Consider the following 22,467-nt stretch of genomic DNA (forward strand, 5'->3'; position numbering starts at 1 on the left):
TTTTCAATAACCGACAATTATATAAAAATACGCTGCATTGTCATCCTCAATCTAAGATCTGATACACTATTGGCACATTTAATTGGTATTTTATTTGATATGTTGTATCTGGGTTGTCCACAATGGAGCAGCACACATTGGAAGGGTCGCGTTTTTAGCACGCACTGCAATGCCACAAATATGCTCAAAGAGTATGGTCAAGTGTTTAATAGTGTTGAAGGGAATACTACTTTTTATGCCGATCCTAACCCACAAACAGTACTAAAATGGCTTGAGCAAGTACCTGATGATTTTCGTTTTACGTTTAAGATCCCAAAGCGATTTAGTCACGAAATGGCACTTAGCCACTGCCAAGATGAATTACTTGCTTGGTGTAATACAATGGCACCACTATTTCCTAAAATCGGTATGTTAATGCTGCAATTACCCGCGCAGTTTTCGCCAGAGCAGATAAATAAAATACGACAATTTTTGTCTTGGCTACCCAAATCGCTAACTGTTGGTGTTGAAGTACGGCATTGGGATTTTTATCGCAAGGGCGATGCTGAGCGCAGATACAACCAATATTTAATTGAAAATAATTACAACCGAATCGTAATGGATACTCGCGCACTCTTTAGCGAGCCTGCCAGTACCCCTGCGATTATAGATGCACAGCAAAAAAAGCCACGATTACCTGTGCACGCAATTGCCACAGGGAACAACCCTGTCCTACGCTTTATTGGCTGCTCCAAACTTGAGTCAAATCGAGAGTTTTACCAACCTTGGTTAGTAAAGCTTACTCAGTGGCTCAACGAAGGTAAATCACCTTATGTATTTTTTCATACCGCTGATAATTTTGATGCACCATTTTTAGCAAGACAATTTATCGCTGACTTGAATATGCAGCACCAAGTAAGCAATCCATTCCCCGCTGAAAAAGAAGCAAAGCAAGAGGCGCTGTTTTAATGCCCCATCCCTATTTTTTACACTACTCTGAAGAAGTTCAAGCTCAAGTAACTCAACTAATTGAGCACAAGAAATTAGGTACTTTTTTCAAAAGCCGTTACCCAGAACCACATCAAATAAAAAACGATAAGTTGCTTTACGAATATGTCGAAGGGTTAAGACAACAGTACTTAAAAAATACTCCAAGGGTTTCGCAAGCTAAATTTGAGAAACGCCACAACATGGTAGTTAATGCCTTAGGAACACATACTTTTAAAACCACACGACACGGTCACAAACACAAAACTTCACACCAAATACACATAGCGGCTCAGCTAAAGTACGCACCTGAAGCGATATTGCGGGCGCTAGTTGTTCACGAGCTAGCACACTTTAAAGAGAAGGATCACAACAAAGCATTTTATAAGCTTTGCCAGCACATGGAACCAAGCTACCATCAGCTCGAGCTAGAATTACGGCTGTTTATATTAATGTGTGAAACTGAAGGTAACACCAATTACATTTAACTAAACTGCAATTGGCGCATTTATAAGCTCGATAAGTGCTGAGGATAGCTAGCGTTTACAGCTTGGAGTAAAGCCACTAGCTCTGGCCTTATTCGCGGTTGCCTTAGCAGTGACCATATTTGCCTCAAGCTGCTTTATGCGGTTTTCTGGCGCGGGGTGTGTAGACATAAACTCTGGTGGGCGCTGCTCACTCATTTTGGCCATGTTTTGCCAAAGCGCAACAGAACCTTCTGGGTTAAAACCGGCCTTAGCCATCAAGTCCAGACCTATAACATCTGCCTCACTCTCATGTGAGCGACTAAACGGTAACGCAACACCATATTGCGCCCCCAAGCCCAACCCCTGTAAAATCGCATTTCGGTATTCGACGTTATTCATTTCAAGCACAGCGGCACCTGCTTGAAGCCCTAATTGCAAAATACTGCTTTGAGACACTCGCTCATTTGCGTGTTCTGCAATAACGTGACCGACCTCGTGACCCATCACCGCCGCCAATTGATCTTGGTTTTCAGCTACATTTAGAATGCCAGTATGTACGCCAATTTTGCCCCCAGGCAGCGCAAATGCGTTCGCAGAGTCATCCTCAAATACCACCACTTCCCATTGCTGATTTGCATAGTGCGTTGGCAGTTGCGCTATTAAAGCATTTGCAATACACTTGACGTAGCGATTAGTATTTGCGCTTAGGTAAACCTTTTGCTCCTGTTTCATCTGCTCAAAGCTTGCAACACCCATTTGGTCCATTTGTTGTTCTGAGTATAGTGCTAACTGAGTACGTCCAGTAGGCGATGTTTTACAGCCAACCAGCGTTGCTGCAACCGCGATCGCGAGAACCAGTTTTTTCATAACTTGTTCCTTTTCTTATTTTACAACCAAAGTGTTCTAAGTTTACCGCAATTTCGTCACTTAACGAGACTAACTTAGTACAATATAAAAAATTTTTCATGAACCACGGCTTATCAGAACAGCATTTTTAATCGTACTGCTTTAGCGCGTACGGCTTCTTCATCATTTTAAGTTCATCTGATGAGTATATTTTTTGTTAGAGCAATAAGGTAACAATACCAACATATGAAGTCATCAACACTCCCTGCAATTCTATTACCGTTATTGGCTAGTATTGTTGCAATTACGCCCTTGGCTATCGACCTTTATCTCCCTGCGATGCTTGCGATTGCTGATAGCTTGAATAGCCCACTTGAGCAAGTACAAGTCTCTCTCAGTAGCTACTTGGCAGGCTATGCAGTCGGCATGATGGTATTTGGTCCACTTGCTGACAAGTTTTCTAGGCACACCTTGGCAATATTCGGATTGGCTGGATTTACCGCAGCGTCTGTCGGGCTCGCATTAACCAATGACATCGATATGTTTTGCCTCTTACGTGTCGTTCAAGCATTTTGTGGTGCTGCTGCAACGGTGGTTGTGCCGGGTGTAATACGATACTACTACAAAGAGCACACCGCCAAGGGAATGTCCTATGTCTCGATGATTATGATGATCGCACCACTTGTTGCTCCGTCTTTGGGTGCTGTGATTTTGCTGTACTTTGATTGGCATGCTATTTTTTGGTTTTTAGCACTATATGCAGTTTTGGTAGTTGTTGCCTTACAGTTTTTTTGTATTGCAATTCCAACCAAAGCTGACGTACCGCTTAGCTTGTCATTTTTCCTGAAAAACTATCGTATAGTTCTGACAGAAAAAAAGGCACGCTACGACATTCTGTCTTCGATGTTGGCCTCATTCGCATTCTTTTGTTTTTTAACTTCAGTTTCATTTATTTACCTTGAATACTACGGTATCACAGAGCAATTGTTCGGTGTGCTATTTGCTATGAATGTAATCGCCCTTATGTTGGGTAACTTCGCGAATACGCGCTTAGTTCCAAGATTAGGCTCAAGAAAAATGCTCAATATTGGCCTGACAATTGGCGTTATCTTTTCCACACTTTTGGTCATATTGAGTAGTCAGTCAGTGTCAGTATGGGTGCTAGCCTCTGCAATAGCACCATTGATGATGAGTCTTGGCATTATTGCCAGTAATGCTGATGCGTTAATACTATTGCAATTTGAACATCAAACAGGCACGGCAACGGCTGTAATTGGAACGCTGAGGTTTGGTAGCGGCGCGTTGGTCGGCCCGCTCCTTGCACTAGCGACTCCTGAGTCACCTTTACCGTTTTCTAGCTTTATGTTTGCAGCTATTGTATTGATCATCGTCTGCCAATTGCTCACTCGACGTTTTGAAAAACGGCTCAAGCGTGAAAACGTCGCCGAATAAAAAGAAAAGCCCCGTCACTATTCGGGGCTTCTTTTAAAGTTATACCAATTTTCTTAATTAATTGGTCGATTTTGAGGCGAGAAAACCTTGTCGATAACACCGCTTCCGCGTCCTGTTAGCGTCAGATTTACTCCTTCAAAGCGAGCAAGTATTAAGTCTAATTGGTATTAGTTCAGTTCCTTATCTTTCCAGAATTTGGTACCTTTTACTGTTGCTTGTAAGGCCAAGCCGCTTTGTGTAAAGGTATACACAGTGACATCGCCATAATACGCCTCGCCTTCTACCGAACGCCCCTTGTTAGCAGCTTTTGCCGCAGCATCTGCGTTGCCACCAAAGGTCCATCCAGAAGTCACAAACTTATCCATTGCCGCTTTGCTATGAAAAACCATGACTATACGATAGTCCTTAACGCCCACTCCGAGACCTACGCCCCCTTCGGCCATGTTCATATAAGTATTTTGTCCAGCAGTGTTATCATGTACAACACCATAACCCGTTCCAGCTGATACAAATAACAAATTGACATTGGCATTGGAAAAAACCGCGTATCCCGGTGCTGCGGCTATCTGGGCGCGTGTATCTGGCTTTTTACTGTAGAGTTGAGTCAGTACTTCATTTTTCATATCCAAGATTGCACGTTGCTTTTGTGCTGTGTCACCATCTCCCATAGACGCACAGGCACTGAGCATCATAGCAAAGCAGCCCATCATCACAGATTTAACGTTGATCATCACTTTTTCCTTCCAGTACTATTTTTCGTTCTACCTTCTATCATAGTCAATCAGTTTGAATGCGGGATTAATACTATATTGTCTGGATAGCTTGTGATGATGAGCAAGTATTATTGTAGGTATGACTCGAGGCGAGTTAATCCTTCAATAAAGCTTTGCTTGCCGGTGCCTAAACGAAAATGACATTCACTGTTCATCACAAATAAGTTTGCAGGCAGCAGTAGCGTGCTTGTCGCTTCTGCAAATTGCCGAGACCAGCTCTTAGCATCATTAACTGAGTGAATTTGTAGTAACGAGAGCACACCACCTTGGGGAGCTACCCAGCTCACTTTGTGCGAATGTTGACGAACAAATTCACACATTGCCGCTTCGTTGCGAGCCATTATTTTGGCATTTTCTTTTAAGATAATGTCGCTATGATTTAATGCGGTTGAAGCCAGCATATCGTCTACTTGACTGCCACAAATGCTCAAGTAGCTTTTACCTGCCAACAGGAGATCGGCAAGCGCTTTGTTACCACATATTGCCCAACCAACCCGAACTCCTGGTAACCCTAAGCTTTTAGATAACACACCCAAAGTAATTGACTTTGCGTAATCAGCGAAGCGACCGCTTGCAATACGTGCATCATCTGCACGTTGTGCTGATACCTCATCACTTAAGATATAAGCATCAAAGTGCTGTGCAAGCCTTTTAATTTCCTCCACATCCTTATCAGACAAGGTAGCGCCAGTGGGGTTATGGGGCGCATTGATGATAATCAATTTGGTTTTAGTGTTTGCCTCACGCTTAAGTCGCTCGATATCAAATTGCCACTGGTTATTAGCTTGTAAAGGGATGGATTTAACTACGGCGTCAAATTGAGTGGGTAATTTTGCCAGTGATGGATAACTTGGCGTAAAGACCAATACTTCATCTTGCGGACTTAGCAGTTGCGCCATCACCGTAAAGATAGCCTCCTGCGCGCCACTAAATGTGACTATCTGCTCTTGGCTTAACACTACCTGTGGTTGCAAATGATAGGCTTTAATCGCAGCCCGCAGCATGTCGCTGCCCGCCATTGGGCTATAACTAAGCTCACGCTCAAACCAAGCTTCACCTGCCAATTCAACAAGCGTGTTAAGTGCCACGCCTTGGGCACAAGAATCGCTTAAATTAATATCAACAGGCGCTGTAAGACTTTGACCAAACTTGATGTGATCGGGTAATACTAGTTCCATTATTCAACCTAATAAGTAACATACCAGCACAGCGGCTGGTATGTTTTATTGACGTACTTTGCCATTTAAGCTCGGCACTAGACAGCGAATGGCAGACTCAAAGCCAGCCTAGCGCTAATTATTTCAGTCGCCATAACGTCAGCTGGCAACGCTCTAGCTCCACTTTGCGAGCATTTTTAGCAAAGGCAGACATGACTTCATCTTGCGCAACTAACTCAAAATCTCGGCCTAGCAAAATCTCTAAGCCATCACGCCCTGTGACATTTTCGCCACTCACCTTATAACCGCCAAGCCAATTTTCTGATTCAGTCAACGATTTGTCCCACTGATAGGCTGAGCTGATAGCCAAAATACCACCTGAGTTTAAACGCGATTTAATTTGATTTAAAAAGGTTTTAGGTGAGTATAAGTATTCCACTAAGCGATGACACAAAATCAAATCATAATCTGCAAATTGTGGCTTAAGGTTGTGGCCATCTCCCTGACAAAAATGAATACGCTCGCTCAGTTCGTTAAAGCCTAGCTGCTTTGTAGACACCTCATGAAAGTCAACTATTTCACCCTCAATTTCTGTGGCAAAGCGCACTGGCGTCCCGTCTTTTAATGCTAACGCATGCTGGATATTACGAGCTGTGAAATCAATACCATCTACTTGACTAAAATATTGAGCAAGCTCAAAACTCGCACGACCAACAGAACACCCAAGATCAAGTGCTTTATTTGTTTGACCTTGATAGTGTTTCATTAAGTGCGACACAACGCTTTGCAACGGGTTGTCAAAATTCATAACCGGTTTACCGTAGTGGCTTAGTAAGTCATTGGCTACATCCACGTCCATTTCGCATAAGTTCACTTTTTGCACCGGTACGTCTGGACTGTCACTTTCAATGTATCTAAATCCTGCATGCTGGAAGAAGTGCCGTCTAAACGCATAGCGAGAATCACGAACCGCTTCGTTACCCGTTGAGATCCACGAACCACCTTTGATCAAATTGTGTTTACCGTCAAAAGTGGGAGTCGAAAAGTCATCATACAAAGGGTGCACTTTGAAACCGGTAAACGCATCAATCGGACTTTCAGTCCATTGCCAGACATTACCAATAATGTCGAATAAACCTGCCGTTTCAAAACGGTTAACTGGGCAACTTGAAGCACTCACTTCAAGGTTGATATTGCCAGGCGCTTCGCTCCATGTAGGCAGATCGGTATCTAACTTGTCACGAAGTACCTGCCACTCAGCTTCTGTTGGCAAACGTATATGAGCTTCGTTTTGAGCTGACTTCCAATTACAAAATGCTTTGGCTTCAAGATAATTTACCTCTACCGGCCAATTGAGCGGAAGTGGGATCTCTTGTGCCAAGTTACGCTGCCAATAGCTCCCTTCTTTTGAAAGCCAAAAACGTGGCATTGTTGATTTTGTTGACGCCAACCACTTTTTGCCCTCGTCAGTCCAAAACTCTGGGCTTTTGTAACCACCGGCTTCAACAAATGCTAAAAACTCTTGATTCGAAACCAAGTATTTACTGGCTTTGAAAGGCGCGACGTTAACGTCTTGTACGCCATATTCGTTGTCCCACCCGTACGTTTGGTTTGACTCAGGCTTGCCTAGGCGAATATCGGTTCCCGCCACAGGAACCAAAGCATTTTCCGGCGCATCGCCATGCTCGTCACACGCACTCCAACCGGGCTGGAGTGTTAAATCAGCTAGCGGTAACATGCGGATTATTACAGAAGAAGTTTCAAGGTGAATACGCTCATGTTCAATTCCCATTAAAATCACCCAAGCAAGGCTGTCTTGTGTGATAGGTAAACTGATATCCATTGAATCGATAAGTGTATTAATCAACGTATTAACCTGCTGCCGATAAGCTCTCACTTCATCAACACTTGGCCAATCATAGTTATTACTATCAAGGTCGTCCCAAGACATTTCATCTACACCAACAGCACAAGTAGACTCAATATGCGGATTAAGTCGCTGATTTATGTATTTTCCTAACATCAATTTATTGATGTAAAAACAAGCTGTGTGACCAAAATAAAAAATTAGTGGGTGCCTTAACCTTTCCGCTTTTACAAAGTACGCGTCGTCATTGTTGATATTGCTAAATAAGGATTCGTATTGTTGCCAGCTATTGTTGAAGTACGCCTTAATTTGTGCGCGCTTCTTCGCCACATCATCACCCGAAAGCCAGATCGGCTTTAATGTATTTGGTCTTTCCATAAAATAATCTTCTTTAAACTTGCTAACCAGGTACACACAATGTCGCTGCATGCAGCTCTTAATCTTTTACCGATAACCTCTCACCGCACAGTGTCGCTAATACATAGCACACCCATATAGTTTGGATTTTCGCTATGTTGTAAGCCAGCTACACAGCACTCAGCGATGGTTAAGCTCGATGAATGAGGTCTATACGTACGTCCATGAAGCTTAGACCACACAAATAAACTTTTTATGACCTTAACTTATTCACATTTAATTTTCACTGCCGACGGGCTTATTTTTATAAAAAAGTTAACACAACCGCACTTGTGCCCAACTGCTCCCCTAGAAAGTAAAAAAGTGGCCGTCTAAACCACTTCTTTATAACATCCAAACGATGAATCGCTGTCACACCTTACTGTTCATTTTTACGGTGATCGAAGGTGAGATAAGCAATAATGAGCATATTTGCAATAAACCACAAATCTTTGATCACAAACTGCCCAAGTCCCGTCAGTAAGCTCGTGTCACTCAATGCCCCCATCGCTGTAAATAGAAAGGTCTGTGTCATCACAAACACCGCGATACAACCAAGCCAAGCGACGATAAGCAGTGGCCGATAATTAAACCAAATACCAATTCCCAACAGTATCGCCATCAAGAGGTCGTATATACCGATTACATTTGAAGCTTCTTGAACGGTAAATAACTCATACATCCAAGACATAAAAGGTGAAGTTTCAACTAAGGGAACAATGGCTTTGGCTTCAAGCTCAAGGAACTTCATTCCACCAATCCAAAATAATACCAAAGCGACTGGGAAATAGTTCCACCAAATTAACGTCTTTTTACTCAGCTGATGGCGACAATAAAGAAAAAGAGCAATAGGTAAGAGAGCAAAATATTTTATGACTCCCTGCCCTGAGCCAATAACTGGGAACCCACCATGTGCAGCTATCCAACGATTATCAGCAAGCAAAGTACCTAAAGTGAACAAGCACACAACTGCTATCGCGGCCAGTGGCAGAGGCGCTGCGATGCTTTTGCTTTGGTGCAACACCACAAAACCACTAGTTACCATTAATACAACGCCAGATACCATCCCTAGGTTAGATATAGGCATGACATCGGTGAGACCATAAAAATCAAATGCACTCGATACCGAATTGGCACCAGCACCAAATAAGAATGAAATACCAAGCAACACTAAGCTCACCACCAATAAGCTTGCAACGGAATAATCAACTGTTTTGGAATACATATCCAACCTCTTCATCTGCTATTGCATACTAGACCTTAGATATGAAAAAGTTCATTCACTTTTTAATGTAAATGATGGCTATACCGCGCTTGAATTGAGCTGTGCACCGATATAAATCAAAAGGTTCTTACTCAAAGTCGAACACTTTATTAAGCTAGTCGGTATAATACTGAACATCATTATTCTCGCAATGAATAGGTACGTATTTGAAGTTAGGAAAACGTTTACAAGCTCTACACGATATTGTCGATAAAGACTATCAACATATTTGGGATTGCTGCTGCGACCATGGTCAATTAGGTGCACAGTTTTTGCTCTCGAGTGAAGCACATATCCACTTCGTAGATGTAGTGCCTGAACTCATTGACAAAGTAAAAAGCAACTTACAGCGTTTTTTTGACACTCAAGTCTCACGCTATAGCCTATACGCTCTCGATGTTGCCAAGCTACCACTCGCCCAACATCACGGTAGGCAATTGGTTATTATCGCAGGCGTTGGTGGCGATTTAACGGCTAACTTGATGCGGGATATTTGTGCCAATTACGATAATCATGTTGATTTTTTACTCTGTCCAGTGCACCACCAATATACACTGAGAAACACGCTACAAACCCTAAACTTAAATGTGGTAGAAGAGCGGCTTGTGGAAGAGAATAACCGGATCTACGAAGTGCTTTACCTGAGCACGTATAAAACGGGCAGCATGATTACTACTCTAGGTGATGCAATTTGGCAGCAAGGGGAACTATCAGCACGCTATTTAGCAAAAGTCCAAACTCACTATACCCGCGTCGCAAAAGGTAAACCTGAAGCGCAGGCTGTTTTAGCGGCGTACCAGAAAGTTAAAATATAACGGCTAACGCACTTAACCACACTAATTGAGCACCGTAACTGAGGCGCTGATACAAGCCTACGCCGCGCTTTAGCTTGTAGGCTTTTGCCAACTTGAAGCTAAAACCAATGCACATCAGTACACACGCCGTAGAAAACCACGCAAAGCCTTTTTCAAGCGGGGTTACAAACCACACCAACAATGGTGCAATAAGTAAACTTAGCAACATGACAACCCCAGCCCATGAATGAATATTACATGCCTGACCTGGAGTTGTTGTATATGGATCAGCGTCCATCGGAAAACCCCCCGCTACCGCTGTTGCTATACCGTGGCACATAATTAATACGCCGGTGCTGTCAAGTGCCCAATTGCCCTGTGGATGTGAGATCACATAAAAACCAAAACCGCAAAATATCAAAGCTAGTGGATAATTATTAACTCTTGGTGATAAGTCCTGTGTTGGACTACCACAGGCCCCTAGTTCACTACAAAATTGATTAACATGACTATAATCAGGGTAACGCTTGGCAGCTAGGTATACACCAGCAAAAAACCATACGCTTGCTACCACACCTAAGTAGCTCATCCATTCTTGATACACTTTATCTATCCCTGCAACATAACATCTCGCGTCATCCATTCTATACTAAGTGTAAGAACAAACAATCTTCTTATATTTAAGATTAATGCGAATTTACTGAACGTATTTTCCACTTTTCAAGGATAGTCTGCTGTTGGCCATTTTGACGAAGCTCTGCCAACGAGTCTTGCAAACGTTTTGCTAAGTCATCTGGAAACTTTGCATTTACAGCAAGCGCCAGCTCACTTGGAAACTGCGCTAAGATAAGCTTATGCTCAATCGCTGAAGGATCCAACTCTAAGGCGCTCAGCTCTTTTTCTAACGTTAGGGTATTCGTTAAGACAAGATCAATTCGCCCTTTAAACAAAAGGTTCCACAGGCTTTCATAATTCGATACTAGTACTAATTCATACCCTTCAGTAAAACCATGTTGTTTAAGAAATGTCTCGCTATAATAGCCCCGAATTGTGCCAGTTCGGTAGCGTTTCGCGGCATTCAGGTTTTGGATAAGTGTTGGTGACTTTTTTAGTCCTATGAGCGAAGCAGATGCATGGCACATAGTCCCCAAAAATCTAAAGTGCATCTCACGAGTGGGGGTTTTTAACCAAGATAACAGCGCTACATTTGACTGACTTTCAAATTGATGACGCACTCTAGCCATCGGCATTATTTCTATTTCAGCAACTAAATTCGCCTGTGCTGCAAGTGCTTGAGCAAGGACAACTAAACCACCATCCGCTTTACCTTCAGCGTTAATAAAATGATAAGGAGGCAAATCTTCCGCCACAAAACGAACCACAGCGCGATTCTGTGCTATACATTGAGCCGAAACAAACAGCGCGATAAGCAATAATGCGACCCGAGTCATTTTATCTCTATAAGCTGAATAATCATATCATCAGTGTGCCTGTATTCACCTTATAATTCAATTTTGAGTGAACCCTAACATTGCTCATCCAACCAGCATAAAACATAACACCTTCACACTGTCCCTTTTTAACATCAACGACTACTCACAACTTGCGCTTTTTACTGCGGCCACTCCTTGCCAATCTTCTAGATCTTGATTTGGCTTTTCGGCACGAAACCGCCCATACAGTTCAATCCCCTGCTGATCTTCGAGAATATCCACCTGCACGCCTTTACTTTCTAATAATGGCTCATTGCCTGATGCGTTGGTAATATCTCCAACTACTACACGTTGGAAGCCACGCATATAGAGTAAAGTAGCACACACATCACAAGGACTGAGGCTGGTAAACAAGGTTGTTTTGCTAAAGTCCATACGGCCTGCATCTCTAATCGCTGAGGTTTCACCATGATTGTAGGGGTGGCTCTCTTGCACCAAGGTGTTGTGTCCTTTACCAACAATTTGATTCGTATTATTGTCAACAATCACAGCGCCAATTGGACATCCCCCTCATCATAGCTTTTTTGTGCGAGTAACACGGCTATACGCATAAAATCACTATCTTCAAACTTACGAGCCAACTCATCATTGATTAATACCCCAAGACTTTGAGTTGGCATATGTGCAATTGCGTTAAGTACTGCTTGCGTGATAGTTGAGTTCGCATTAAGTAATGATGTCACCTGTATTTTTTCCTTGTAATTTTAGCCATATCCTAACGCGGTAATTTGGCTCAATTATGGAGGACATAGTCACATAACTTATCTAACCAGGGTCTTACCTGCGCCAGTGGCCAACCACAATTTATACGAAGATGATCTTGGTATAAATCTCGACTAGTAAAAGCGCTACCAGGGCGTATTTCCACACCGAGTGTTGCCATATATACGACCAGTTGCTCACAATCAATATTAGGCAATTTTAACCAAAGCGCCATTCCGCCTCGTGGCGATGAAATTTTGCACGTACTCGGTAAATGTAACTTCAGATAGTCTCGATACGCGTGGCATTGTGATGCAAGCACTCGATTTAGCTCTCGCAGGTGACGCTGATAATGTCCGGTTTCAATAAAACGTGACACCGCTAATTGTAAGCAAGGATTCGGGATCCCATGGAATGCTTGTAACACTCTACTTACTTGATTTTTGTAACGCCCAGCTTCACACCACCCTACCTGCAAACCCGGTGCTAAAGTTTTCGATACCGAGCTGCACCAGATCACATAACCGTCTTTGTCCCACGCCTTGATAGGCAATGGCATTGTATGGTTGTGACTAAGCTCACCAAACACGTCATCTTCTATAATGACAAGCTGATTGTCACTGGCAAACTGTGCCAACCATTTCTTCTGTGTAATAGATAGATTATGCCCAGTTGGGTTTTGATGATTTGCGGTGATCAAGCACGCAGAGACAGGCAGCTCCTTCACCACACGCTCAAGCTCTGCTAGATCTAGTCCCTCAGGGGTCGACGGAATTTCAATCACGTTGAGTCCCAACGCACCGAGTAATTGCAACAAACCTTGATAGCAAGGAGATGATACCACCACACAATCCCCCGCCACCGTTACCGCTTTGAGCGCAGCCATGACAGCTTGAATACAACCACTGGTCACGACAAGTTGTTCTGATTTTATTGCCAGGCCTTTTTGCTTAAAATGGTTTTCTATACTGTCTTTTAATGCCGTAAGCCCTTTTGCATTTGGGTAATGAAAGTGGTGAAGTTGCGGTGAGTCAAAAGCCTGTTTCACGAATTTGGTGAGTCGCTGAGTTGGCATAAATTCCGGAGTTACCTGTGCGGTAGACAGCATCGTATTTAGGGTGAGAGAAGCACTGTCACCTATACGTTTGGGTGGCTTGATTTCACTATTAAATTGAGCAAAATCAATATGATTATTTGTGTAACTCGGTTTGCATATATAGAACCCAGACTTGGCCTGCGCGACCAAAAAACCTTTATCCTGTAACTCTTCATACGTTCGTATGGCGGTACTCATACTCACCTTATGTTGACTTGCAAACGTGCGAAGTGAAGTCATTTTTTCTCCCTGCTGACGCACACCATTGTTGATGTCAGTAATCACCTGCTCACTCAAAGCGATAAACTTTCTCGCCATCTGTACCCCTTAACTTTCACCTTTTTGTATCTGTACCTTATTTTTGCGTAAGTTACACTGAAATTCCAGTAACCGTTTCACACAAGGAATACACATGAAAGCAGCATTAAACGCATGGCATGAATTGCCGCAGTTACTCTCTGCATTTTCTGAACTCGCCACTGCATTTATTGAATCAAGTAAAAATCGCCCCGTCACAGGACAAAATATTGCGCCGCCTGAGCTCTGCCTGAGTGACTCCGGCATGACAATTGAGCACCTTGTAAAACAATTTAGTGAGCACGTAGTTCCGAACCTAAGTGTCAGTACAGGGCCGCGATATTGGGGATTTGTTACAGGTGGAGCAACCCCAATTGCCACTTTTGCCGATTGGTTGGTCTCGACCTATGACCAAAATGTGTCTAAAGGTGATGGCTCAATTGCAACGAATATTGAAAGGCAAACCATTCGCTGGTTAACCGAGTTATTTGAGCTACCCTCAAGTTTTGATGGCCTTTTTACCACAGGAGCAACTGCTGCCAATTATTTAGGGGCGGTTGTCGCTAGGCAATTTGCAGGCCACCAGCAAGGTATTAATGTCGCAGAAGATGGTGTGTTTGGTTTAGATGTTGCCGTCTTTTGCGCAACTCCACATGCCAGCATGTTGAAAGCGTTAGGCCTTGCAGGACTAGGGCGCAATCAACTTATTCGTATAAAAACCCAGCCAAATAATGAAGCCACCGACATCCGCGCACTAGAATTAGCATTAGACAACAGTCAAGCTAAAAGCAAGATTGTGATCGCCAGCGCCGCTACCGTGACAGGAACGGATTTTGATGACTTAATGCAAATCCGCGCCTTGTGCGACAAACATCAAGCTTGGCTTCACGTCGATGCCGCCTTTGGTATTTTTGAGCGAGTTATCCATGGCGCAAATGGGCGTACTAAAGGGATTGAGCTGGCAGACAGCATTACCCTTGATGCCCATAAGTGGCTCAATGTCCCATACGACTGCGGTGTGTTTTTAACTCGCCATCTTGACTATTTAGTTGCCAGCTGTGACGTGCCAGCACCTTATTTAGTCACCTCAAAGTGTGAGCCTGATTTCTTTTCAATGGGAGTCGAGAACTCGCGTCGCTTTAGAGCACTGCCGGTGTGGATGTCGTTACTTGCTTACGGTAAACAGGGCATTCGCCAATGGGTGGGTAAGAATATCGACCAAGCCCAGCAACTTGCTGACTGGTTTGCATGCTCACCTGACTATGAATTGGTGTACTACGGCAAGCTCAACGTGGTGTTATTCAAACCTAAAGGTCAAGACGATAGCGCCACCAAACGATTACTCCAAGCAATTAACGCAGATGGCCGCATTTTTGTCAGCCCGGGTAGCTGGCAAGGGCAAAAGGTGATCCGCGCAGCCTTGAGCAATTGGCAAACTGAGCAAGTTGATTTAGATATAGCAAAAAGCGCCTTAACTGAGATAATCAAAGCACTTTAATACCTATTTGCTCGGGTTATTTAACCTGAAGCTTGGATAAGGAATGGGCTAACTCTCGTTTTTTTGCTCAGATTATTTAGAGATGCTCTGTGCTAATGTGCGGCTATACTCTTCAAAATCAGCGTTGGCTAGATCTCCAAGCCCTGCCACACCGTGAGCAATAAACTGAGGTGGGACAAACAAGTAAGTACGTTTTTTAAATTTCCAGTGGCGTACAATGTGCTTTGCTTGATGCCTTGTTTCATCTAGCCCAACCAATGAAAACAAATCCTGCCAGTCACTTTGCGTGTCAGAGGGTGTGTCTGCAACACTTTGTGGCTCAATGCTCAACAAAATAGCCGACGTTTGCGGCACCCCCATTAATAATTCACCGATAAAGAAAATGCTGCCGCTGCGGCATAATTTTTTCTGCTCTTCAGACATGGAAGATTGCTCTGCCGCCCTTGCGCTTTGGTACTGCATGCCATTAAACATCGACTTCGCAAAGGGTAATTGCTTTTCAGAAAACTCTCGATTCAAAATATGCTGGAACAAGGCTTTTCCAAGAGAGCTTCCCACACCATCATGGCTGAAGGTTCCTTCTTCCACGTTTGTCTCTATAAACAAACCGGATCCGGCCAAGATATTTTTTACCGCTTGATAGTTAAATATCGAAAATGGTTTCCCAGTCACTGGGTTTATAGTTGATGTGACCGCCTTTGTCATGGCAGCAAAAAACACACTAATATCAACAAACGCACTCTTTAAGTCGACGTCAAAGCTTTGAATGCTATCTGCCGTTGCGCACAACATAATGTTACCCGTTTCATTAAACACATAATGTTTAGTGATTGGCGTGTAAATTGGTTGCTGTGTTACCTGTTTCGGCGGCGCTGTTTTACTAAACCATTTTGAGAACATTGCTTTCTCCCAAAATTAGTTGTCCTTTTTAGCCGCGTTGTCCACAGGAGTGCTTTTTGAAGGCGGCGCAATCACGCTACGCATAGACTCAATCAGATTATTAAATTCAGGATCTGACATTGCTTCATTCAACGACGCCGCCTGTTTCACAAAAGCGGGGGGCACAAATAAATAGACTGACTTGCAGAGCGTCAATTGTATTTCTGTATGACCGCCTTTTAAACAGGGACCCGCTTGCCAAATAGATTTAACATCACTTGCATCCGCAGAGATAATAATTGGTGAAATAGAAATAGCGCCAAGCAAATATTCACACACAAAAATAATGGTGCCGACCTTTTTGTCCTGACTATCTGAGTTTGCACTAATACTGACCGAGGCCTGCCCCATACCCGCTATCATATCCATCAACGACTTACCGATAGAGGCAAGGTTACCACTGAGCCCCAATAAGGTTTGGATAAGTTGACCCGATAAAGTTACACCGCTTTGCTTGCTTTCAAACTCGATATTGCTCTCTGTCACTTTGACAAACAGCCCCGAGCTTGACACCAATTTATTCAGCGCATCATAGTCATATAAGCTAGTTCCTGCCTGCGCCATGGCTTTAGTGAGCGCGGCAAAAAACACACTCACCTCGCCAAAGGCACTTTCAGCCTCTTGTGGCAACACACTGCCACCTGCTGTGCTATTGAGCGTGCTTGCGATAAATAAATTACCGGTAGCATTGACGGCAAACTGCTTGGTAGCAGGTACTTCATTGGTATTTGTTGTGGTTAAGGCTGCCGCTCTTATTTGTGCATTACTTAGTACAGTACCGGGTTGCGAATTTGGCATAATCGTTCCTTAGAGCATGATTTGGCTGATGTTATTTTTATATTGTGTTTGAGAGCAGTCAGCTTTGTCAAAAAGCTGACAACATCAATAGGTCTTAGTGTAGCTGTATTTCAAGCGCTATGATATTTTTAATATTACTTATCACTCGTGCAATTTTGTAGCGTTACATGACCGTTAACGCGCGTCAATATTGGTAGCAAAAATACGTCCAAACGCGCCATGCACCACTATCAGGCAAAAGATCAACATACTTAAGTTGAGCGCCAAAAACCAAATGCCAACTAATAATACAGGGTGGATAAAATGATAAACCACCACGCTGCTCGACCCAGCTGATAAAAGCTATTACTGCTATTTTTTGTACACCCAGTAAAACGACTTTCCAATGGAAAAGTGTCCAAGCCAATGATGTGACAATCAACAGTGTCACTAATACATTGAGTAATATTCCCCCTAACGTCCTAAACTCCTTATCGGATCTGCGTCAATACAAGCTAACCTGCAACAACAGATGGATTTATACCATATTTCAGGTACAAAAAAGCAAGCTCAGTTGAATAAAATTCAACCTCTTCACCACTCAAAAATAAACACAAAGCAGTTACAGTAATAGGCGAATAATTTCACAAGGAATACAACATGTTTAAAACCTTAATGACTGTCGCTGCGATTGCATCCCTAAATCTCGCAGTTGCCTCATCGCTCAGCGCAACACACCACGCTATTCACTATGAAGGGCGTGTTAATAAAAACTATGAAAATGGGCATGTCAGTTTTAACTGGCCAGGCACACAGCTTCACACAAAGTTGACCGGCCGGGCTTTTCATATTGCTCTAAAGGGTTTCGGCGACCAATTTGACGTATTGATCAATGGAGAGTTCTCGAAAAAATTACTGACGGATCCCAGTGGCGCTACTCAAACTTTTACGCTTTTTGAAAGTACCACAGAAGAAACCGTTATCATTAAGTTGGTCAAACGCTGGGAAAACTATTCAAATAATGCACAAATCGTGAGTGTCGACGTAGAGGGAAGATTAACACCAATACAAACGGCTAAGCCTCACATTTTGTTTATTGGCGATTCAATTAGCGCTGGATTTGGTAGTGAATCTACCCAAAGGCAATGTGAATGGAGTGAAATTGTCGACTTAAGTAATGCGCGCCACGCATTTCCCTATATAAGTGCTCAGCAGTTGAATGCAAGTTTCACCCAAGTTTCATATTCTGGCCTAGGTTTGATCCGAAATTGGGGAGGCAACCAGCCTCATCATACGCTGACACACTACTATGATAAAATGTCTGCTGTATTTACTGATAACAGCAGCTTTGAAGATAAATTTCCTCAACTCATTGTAATTGAAGTGGGTACTAATGACTTTAGTACCGATCCAACCCCTAACGAGCCATGGGAGAATATCTCAGAGGTTAAAACACAATGGGTGGACACTATGGTTGCATTTACTAAACAGTTACGAGCCCGCTACCCTGCTGTGCCCATTATTTATATGCCACGCCCTGCCTACCCGTATAACTTTATTATTCCAGCAACGAATGAGGCAATAGCAAGACTCAAGCAGCAAAATATGTCTATGTTGTTTAGTCACGTCTTTGATACCCCTTTAGAGGGTTGTATTTGGCATCCAACCGCCACAGAGCATCAAAACATAGCTGATGACCTTACCACCTTTATTAAACAAATGCGGTTAATGTAGTTAAAAAGGTACTGTTCATTTGGTTAATACTGAATGTTTAGCGACAAAATCAGGGGATACTAATCAAGGTGTATTTTAACTGATTGTTGACGTTGCACCGAAACACTAGGGGCAGTGACGAGTACTTGCCCCTTTGCACAACCTCGGTACATTTTATAGATTTGTTTGTACTCGACAAAGTCATGTTGGTGGTGCAGCTTTATGGTATGTACGTTTGTCGTTGTTGTCTCAACAATAACTTTTCGGTATCAAACGTTGCTATACAAAGTACAGCAATTTACCAGCGACCCCTATACGAAAATAATGGGGGTCAACGGTCAGACTATCTACTTCTAGTATTATTTAAAAATAGTAACTTCAATGACAGCGGCAAGGCTTTGATTTTCAAGATATCCATAAAAATGACTTATCGCACCACTTATATCTTTTATGGTTCGAGATAAGGGCAGGAAAGTTGCAAGCCTCTACTAAATCTGCTTCAATTTTTTCTGCAATTTGGAACATATTAAAAATTCGCCCGCCATCACAGAAGCGTGATTCTTTAGCTTTTGGACTATACCTATCGCTTTCCTACACATGTACCAGTTGATGGTCTAGAAACTGTCAATTTATTGTCCTCAACACAACGCGATAATATGAAAAGTTTCCAAGTTTCATGGAAATACGATATAAATGGCGTAAAAGTATTGCTTTTATTAACATCAAGGAGGTGCCAAATGTCATTAGCCAAGCACACTCTAGACTTATCACTGACGGATAAAGTTTGGTTCAAATACGTTTCTTTAAAAAACAAAAACGAATTGACTGATAAGTCTCAAGTATCGCTCAATTCTATAGCTGCTCTGGGTATGCTAAGTGGTCGCGCTGAGTTTTTATTTGCCTTACTAGTCTTTGCCTTAGCTATCACAGCGTCGGTTGTTGATGGAGCATACCCACGCTATATTGCTTTTCCAGCATGTTTATTTGCATTTTTAATTATCTTTTTTACCAAAAGAGTCATGCTGTATAAAAAGTTCGGGTTTGGCTCTCAATGGGTTATGGATGTATCAAAAGAACAGTTAACTATCTCACCTCAAGCAATTAAAGGAAGAGCAAGTGGCACGCAAAAAATTGCCAGAGAAAACATTAGCGAGGTTGTTTTTCACTATTTATTGTTAAAGGACAAAAAAAGTGGGAAACTCAAAACCACAGCCAATTTATGCTTTGCTGAAATCTTATTAAAAGATGGAACAAAAGTAGAGCTCAATGGCACCAGAATCGGCCTTTTCGACTTACTCTACTTAATGGTATTTTTCGACTATCCCTTAGTTTATCGCAATACATCTGCAGGTGGCAGTTCAGATATCGCTATCATTTTATTACGATTACTCTCCCTTTCTGCTATCGCCGCAAGTCTTGCTAAGCTTGCGCTTAACTAAACTGATTTGCGCTTGCTATCGTTTAAACTGGATAATAAGCGCTTTTCCACTTTCATCATTGATTTTCTTAATAACTTCAAGCTTTTCAGTTATTCTTTGGCAATCAAATTGATGAGTGATGATACTTCGCACCTCATCGTCTGATGGCTTAACTGCACTCTGCTAACAACGCTCAGTCACCTGTAGAGTATGAAAACTCTCTAAGAAAAGTGTTCGGCCGGAGTTGAGCAGAGCAACCTGTTATACAAGTAATTGAAGGTACGATAAGTACCTTCCTGCCACTTTTTCCCGCTTCGTTATGTAGATGTGTTAATACTGTAAGAATGGGATATAGGCTGAAGAGATTGACGACTATTACTATCAAATACACCTAATGCCAAGGCAATTACTGGCGCATCATCAATCGCACCTAATGTACTGCCACAGTTGGGGCAAAAAGCACGTGATGAGTATTGTGACGAGCGCCAGATTTTTGGCATTCCACCTTCCCCATCCCAACTTACTTCATCGCGCGCAAACTCCACCCATGCAAGCGTTAACGCACCGCTATGCCGCTGGCACATTTTACAAGAACATGTATGAGGGTTATGTGGTACTCCTATTGCAGTAAAGCGGATCTGCCCACATAAACATCCGCCTACAAAACGCTCTGCCATCCTTTTATTACCTCCTTTTACAATTAGCATACTAGTTAATTTAACTGGGATGCTGGGTCAACCTTCAGTGAGAAGCAAAAGTGCCACTTTAACTACTGTTACAGGACGTTTTATTTACTCAATTTTAGCCCGATAATTATTGACCCTAAAAAAGGATCAATTAAAGCACAGATTTGCATACCTAACCAAACGCTTTATGCTTCTGAGCGCAATATTTCAACAACCAAAAAAACCTCCCGTTCGATTTTGAGAACATATTAGTTTTGTTAAAAGCTTAAAAACAAAGGCATAGAGCTACCTTCCAATAAAAAAGCCCAACCAAAATGGCTGGGCTATCACTTATTACTGCACTATTAGTTTAGTGCCACCGCTGTTGCACTCGCGAGACAACTAGCAGTCACAATCGCATAGTTTGGCAGTGCTTTTTTGCGACGACGTAATAATAGCGTCGACTATATACAAAAACGCAGTGAAAAAAAGCGATTTATATCAAAAAACAAGAGTATTGGAGCTTTTTAGTACCAAAAAGAACAATGGTGAAATCAACACCTGTCGACTCAATATGCTACATCTAAACTTGAATTTATACACATCAAGCCCTTTGTGTTGGCTGAGCTTCATCAAAAAGCCCGATTAAATGAGACTGAACGTTTAATAACTAAGCTTCGGTAAGTGTATTATCATCTAATTTACTCACATCTGCTCAGAGCAAACTTCAGCACAATGCAGAGCAAAGCTCCAAATATATTATTTCAGAGTACTTCAGGCGAAAAAGCTACATTACCCACTTCTTTTAGCTGTTCTTTTTCTTACACACTTTGCCAGCAAATGAAATTATTACAAAACATATCAGGATAAATTTTAAACAGAAAGTTTTTATATCCAAAACAATAAAATTACAATTAAAAATCTAGATTTAATATTTTTGACCTAAATCATAAATTTTCCTTTAATAAAGTCGTTAAATAATAGCCAAGCAGAGAGCAGATAGATTATCGTTCTCAGCGCTGTGAAGGAACCATATCAACAGCATCAATTATAAAACCAAATTAACTAGGTAAAACTGGTAGGAAAGTAATTTTTCATCTCCAGTTTAGAAATTTACTCAAAAAGTAAAAGCAATCTGTTAATTAGTTAAATGATTGGTGAAGTTGGTATTTGCACGGTAAAAGATAAATATTTCATCAACAGCCTAAAAGGCTATTTATTCTATAGAAAAGGAAAATAATCATGAAAATTGGCGTATTATTCACACTTATTGCTACTGCTACAATTGCAAATGTCTCAGCTGAACCACTCCCTTCAGAGCCGGGCTATGCAAGTGTGCAAGAAGTGTTGGAATATGGTCGAAAGTATCAAGCGGTCGATACCCAGCTGTTAGATGCTGGTTATCGCTTCCACGAGTGCCATACACAAGTTATTAACTATTTTGCACCGCCAACACAAGCAGAATATAGATATGCGCAAGCTGAGTGCTTGTACTCAATGCGCTCAGGTGGTGACTTTTCACTTCAGACTGATTATGCGACAGTTAAAATAGATATAAACTACAACCAAGAGATCATTGTGTATAAAGAAGCAGATGTATTGGTAAGCTACACAACGGTGTACTAACGAACAATTAGTTTATTTATATCAATTATAATTTAGAAACAGGGGGCTTCCCTTGTTTCTAAATTCCACCCACCCCGTTAATTTAAAAAATTGAATTATAAATACATAAAAACTAAGCTTTCAAAAAAATAACGTTATAAAATTAAAAATTACAATTGAAATACAAAAACACCATCTTAAAAATAAATAAAGTTAAATAAAAATTAAACCTCTAGATGGCTATCTCGAATTATTTCAGTTGATTTTTTTGACTGTGGGTAT

The 22,467-nt window shown here is 42.0% G+C and carries 19 protein-coding genes and 1 pseudogene; 8 read left to right on the forward strand and 12 right to left on the reverse strand.

What is annotated here, in order from left to right; genetic code table 11:
• Positions 1 to 99: 99 nt before the first annotated feature.
• Both J8Z24_RS10475 and J8Z24_RS10480 read left to right on the forward strand, forming a co-directional pair.
• Positions 100 to 948, forward strand: coding sequence for a DUF72 domain-containing protein (locus J8Z24_RS10475; protein ID WP_286037149.1), 849 nt, complete (start codon positions 100 to 102; stop codon positions 946 to 948).
• The gene (locus J8Z24_RS10480; RefSeq protein WP_176032680.1) at positions 948 to 1,454 is read left to right on the forward strand and encodes a M48 metallopeptidase family protein; all 507 of its coding nucleotides are present in this window, start codon (positions 948 to 950) and stop codon (positions 1,452 to 1,454) included. Before J8Z24_RS10475 ends, J8Z24_RS10480 begins: the two co-directional genes overlap by 1 nt.
• Positions 1,455 to 1,502: 48 nt before the next feature.
• Here J8Z24_RS10480 and J8Z24_RS10485 read toward each other — a convergent pair whose 3' ends face one another.
• Positions 1,503 to 2,300: a M48 family metallopeptidase gene (locus J8Z24_RS10485; protein WP_176032681.1), complete on the reverse strand. Its 798-nt coding sequence runs from the start codon at positions 2,298 to 2,300 to the stop codon at positions 1,503 to 1,505.
• A gap of 225 nt (positions 2,301 to 2,525) precedes the next feature.
• Here J8Z24_RS10485 and J8Z24_RS10490 point away from each other — a divergent pair, with 225 nt between their 5' ends.
• A complete protein-coding gene (locus J8Z24_RS10490; RefSeq protein ID WP_176032682.1) occupies positions 2,526 to 3,731 on the forward strand; it encodes a Bcr/CflA family multidrug efflux MFS transporter in 1,206 nt (401 codons plus the stop codon).
• Positions 3,732 to 3,898: 167 nt separating this feature from the next.
• Here J8Z24_RS10490 and J8Z24_RS10495 read toward each other — a convergent pair whose 3' ends face one another.
• The 4 genes from J8Z24_RS10495 to J8Z24_RS10510 form a co-directional block, all read right to left on the reverse strand.
• Positions 3,899 to 4,462 carry a lipid-binding SYLF domain-containing protein gene (locus J8Z24_RS10495; protein ID WP_176032738.1) on the reverse strand — a complete coding sequence of 188 codons (564 nt, stop codon included), beginning with the start codon at positions 4,460 to 4,462 and terminating at the stop codon, positions 3,899 to 3,901.
• 110 nt (positions 4,463 to 4,572) lie between these two features.
• Positions 4,573 to 5,682, reverse strand: coding sequence for an aminotransferase class I/II-fold pyridoxal phosphate-dependent enzyme (locus J8Z24_RS10500; RefSeq protein WP_252094640.1), 1,110 nt, complete (start codon positions 5,680 to 5,682; stop codon positions 4,573 to 4,575).
• Positions 5,683 to 5,800: 118 nt separating this feature from the next.
• Positions 5,801 to 7,906: a 5-histidylcysteine sulfoxide synthase gene (gene ovoA / locus J8Z24_RS10505; protein ID WP_147390549.1), complete on the reverse strand. Its 2,106-nt coding sequence runs from the start codon at positions 7,904 to 7,906 to the stop codon at positions 5,801 to 5,803.
• A 397-nt stretch (positions 7,907 to 8,303) separates the two neighbouring features.
• Complete coding sequence (locus J8Z24_RS10510) at positions 8,304 to 9,149, reverse strand: DUF417 family protein (RefSeq protein ID WP_125254382.1); 846 nt, start codon at positions 9,147 to 9,149, stop codon at positions 8,304 to 8,306.
• A gap of 206 nt (positions 9,150 to 9,355) precedes the next feature.
• Here J8Z24_RS10510 and J8Z24_RS10515 point away from each other — a divergent pair, with 206 nt between their 5' ends.
• Positions 9,356 to 10,003 (forward strand): tRNA (adenine(22)-N(1))-methyltransferase TrmK, encoded by a 648-nt coding sequence (locus tag J8Z24_RS10515; RefSeq protein WP_147390550.1) that lies wholly within the window; start codon positions 9,356 to 9,358, stop codon positions 10,001 to 10,003.
• On the opposite strand, the gene J8Z24_RS10520 is transcribed toward J8Z24_RS10515, so the two are convergent.
• From J8Z24_RS10520 to J8Z24_RS10540, 4 genes and pseudogenes are all read right to left on the reverse strand, one after another.
• Positions 9,993 to 10,586 (reverse strand): DUF998 domain-containing protein, encoded by a 594-nt coding sequence (locus J8Z24_RS10520; RefSeq protein ID WP_252095633.1) that lies wholly within the window; start codon positions 10,584 to 10,586, stop codon positions 9,993 to 9,995. The genes J8Z24_RS10515 and J8Z24_RS10520 overlap by 11 nt on opposite strands.
• Positions 10,587 to 10,668: 82 nt before the next feature.
• Positions 10,669 to 11,433 carry a transporter substrate-binding domain-containing protein gene (locus J8Z24_RS10525; protein ID WP_252094641.1) on the reverse strand — a complete coding sequence of 255 codons (765 nt, stop codon included), beginning with the start codon at positions 11,431 to 11,433 and terminating at the stop codon, positions 10,669 to 10,671.
• Between the two features lie 141 nt (positions 11,434 to 11,574).
• Positions 11,575 to 12,158 (reverse strand): annotated as a pseudogene (locus J8Z24_RS10530) (nucleoside deaminase).
• 50 nt (positions 12,159 to 12,208) lie between these two features.
• Complete coding sequence (locus tag J8Z24_RS10540; protein WP_252094644.1) at positions 12,209 to 13,591, reverse strand: aminotransferase-like domain-containing protein; 1,383 nt, start codon at positions 13,589 to 13,591, stop codon at positions 12,209 to 12,211.
• A 94-nt stretch (positions 13,592 to 13,685) separates the two neighbouring features.
• Between J8Z24_RS10540 and J8Z24_RS10545 the strand changes: the two genes are divergently transcribed.
• Positions 13,686 to 15,068: a pyridoxal phosphate-dependent decarboxylase family protein gene (locus tag J8Z24_RS10545; RefSeq protein WP_252094645.1), complete on the forward strand. Its 1,383-nt coding sequence runs from the start codon at positions 13,686 to 13,688 to the stop codon at positions 15,066 to 15,068.
• 72 nt (positions 15,069 to 15,140) lie between these two features.
• Here the strand turns inward: J8Z24_RS10545 and J8Z24_RS10550 are convergent, their stop codons facing one another.
• Both J8Z24_RS10550 and J8Z24_RS10555 read right to left on the reverse strand, forming a co-directional pair.
• Positions 15,141 to 15,968: a hypothetical protein gene (locus J8Z24_RS10550; RefSeq protein WP_252094646.1), complete on the reverse strand. Its 828-nt coding sequence runs from the start codon at positions 15,966 to 15,968 to the stop codon at positions 15,141 to 15,143.
• 15 nt (positions 15,969 to 15,983) lie between these two features.
• Positions 15,984 to 16,805: a hypothetical protein gene (locus tag J8Z24_RS10555; protein WP_252094647.1), complete on the reverse strand. Its 822-nt coding sequence runs from the start codon at positions 16,803 to 16,805 to the stop codon at positions 15,984 to 15,986.
• A 639-nt stretch (positions 16,806 to 17,444) separates the two neighbouring features.
• Between J8Z24_RS10555 and J8Z24_RS10560 the strand changes: the two genes are divergently transcribed.
• Complete coding sequence (locus J8Z24_RS10560) at positions 17,445 to 18,518, forward strand: SGNH/GDSL hydrolase family protein (RefSeq protein WP_176032688.1); 1,074 nt, start codon at positions 17,445 to 17,447, stop codon at positions 18,516 to 18,518.
• 635 nt (positions 18,519 to 19,153) lie between these two features.
• Entirely contained in the window at positions 19,154 to 19,936 is a 783-nt protein-coding gene (locus J8Z24_RS10565; protein ID WP_252094648.1) for a hypothetical protein, read from the forward strand.
• Between the two features lie 296 nt (positions 19,937 to 20,232).
• Here J8Z24_RS10565 and J8Z24_RS10570 read toward each other — a convergent pair whose 3' ends face one another.
• Positions 20,233 to 20,592 carry a GFA family protein gene (locus J8Z24_RS10570; RefSeq protein ID WP_252094649.1) on the reverse strand — a complete coding sequence of 120 codons (360 nt, stop codon included), beginning with the start codon at positions 20,590 to 20,592 and terminating at the stop codon, positions 20,233 to 20,235.
• 1,230 nt (positions 20,593 to 21,822) lie between these two features.
• Between J8Z24_RS10570 and J8Z24_RS10575 the strand changes: the two genes are divergently transcribed.
• Positions 21,823 to 22,206, forward strand: coding sequence for a hypothetical protein (locus tag J8Z24_RS10575; RefSeq protein ID WP_128731254.1), 384 nt, complete (start codon positions 21,823 to 21,825; stop codon positions 22,204 to 22,206).
• Positions 22,207 to 22,467: the final 261 nt, after the last annotated feature.

Source organism: Pseudoalteromonas sp. SCSIO 43201, from assembly GCF_023716725.1.
In the GTDB taxonomy this organism is placed as follows: Bacteria; Pseudomonadota; Gammaproteobacteria; order Enterobacterales; family Alteromonadaceae; genus Pseudoalteromonas; species Pseudoalteromonas peptidolytica.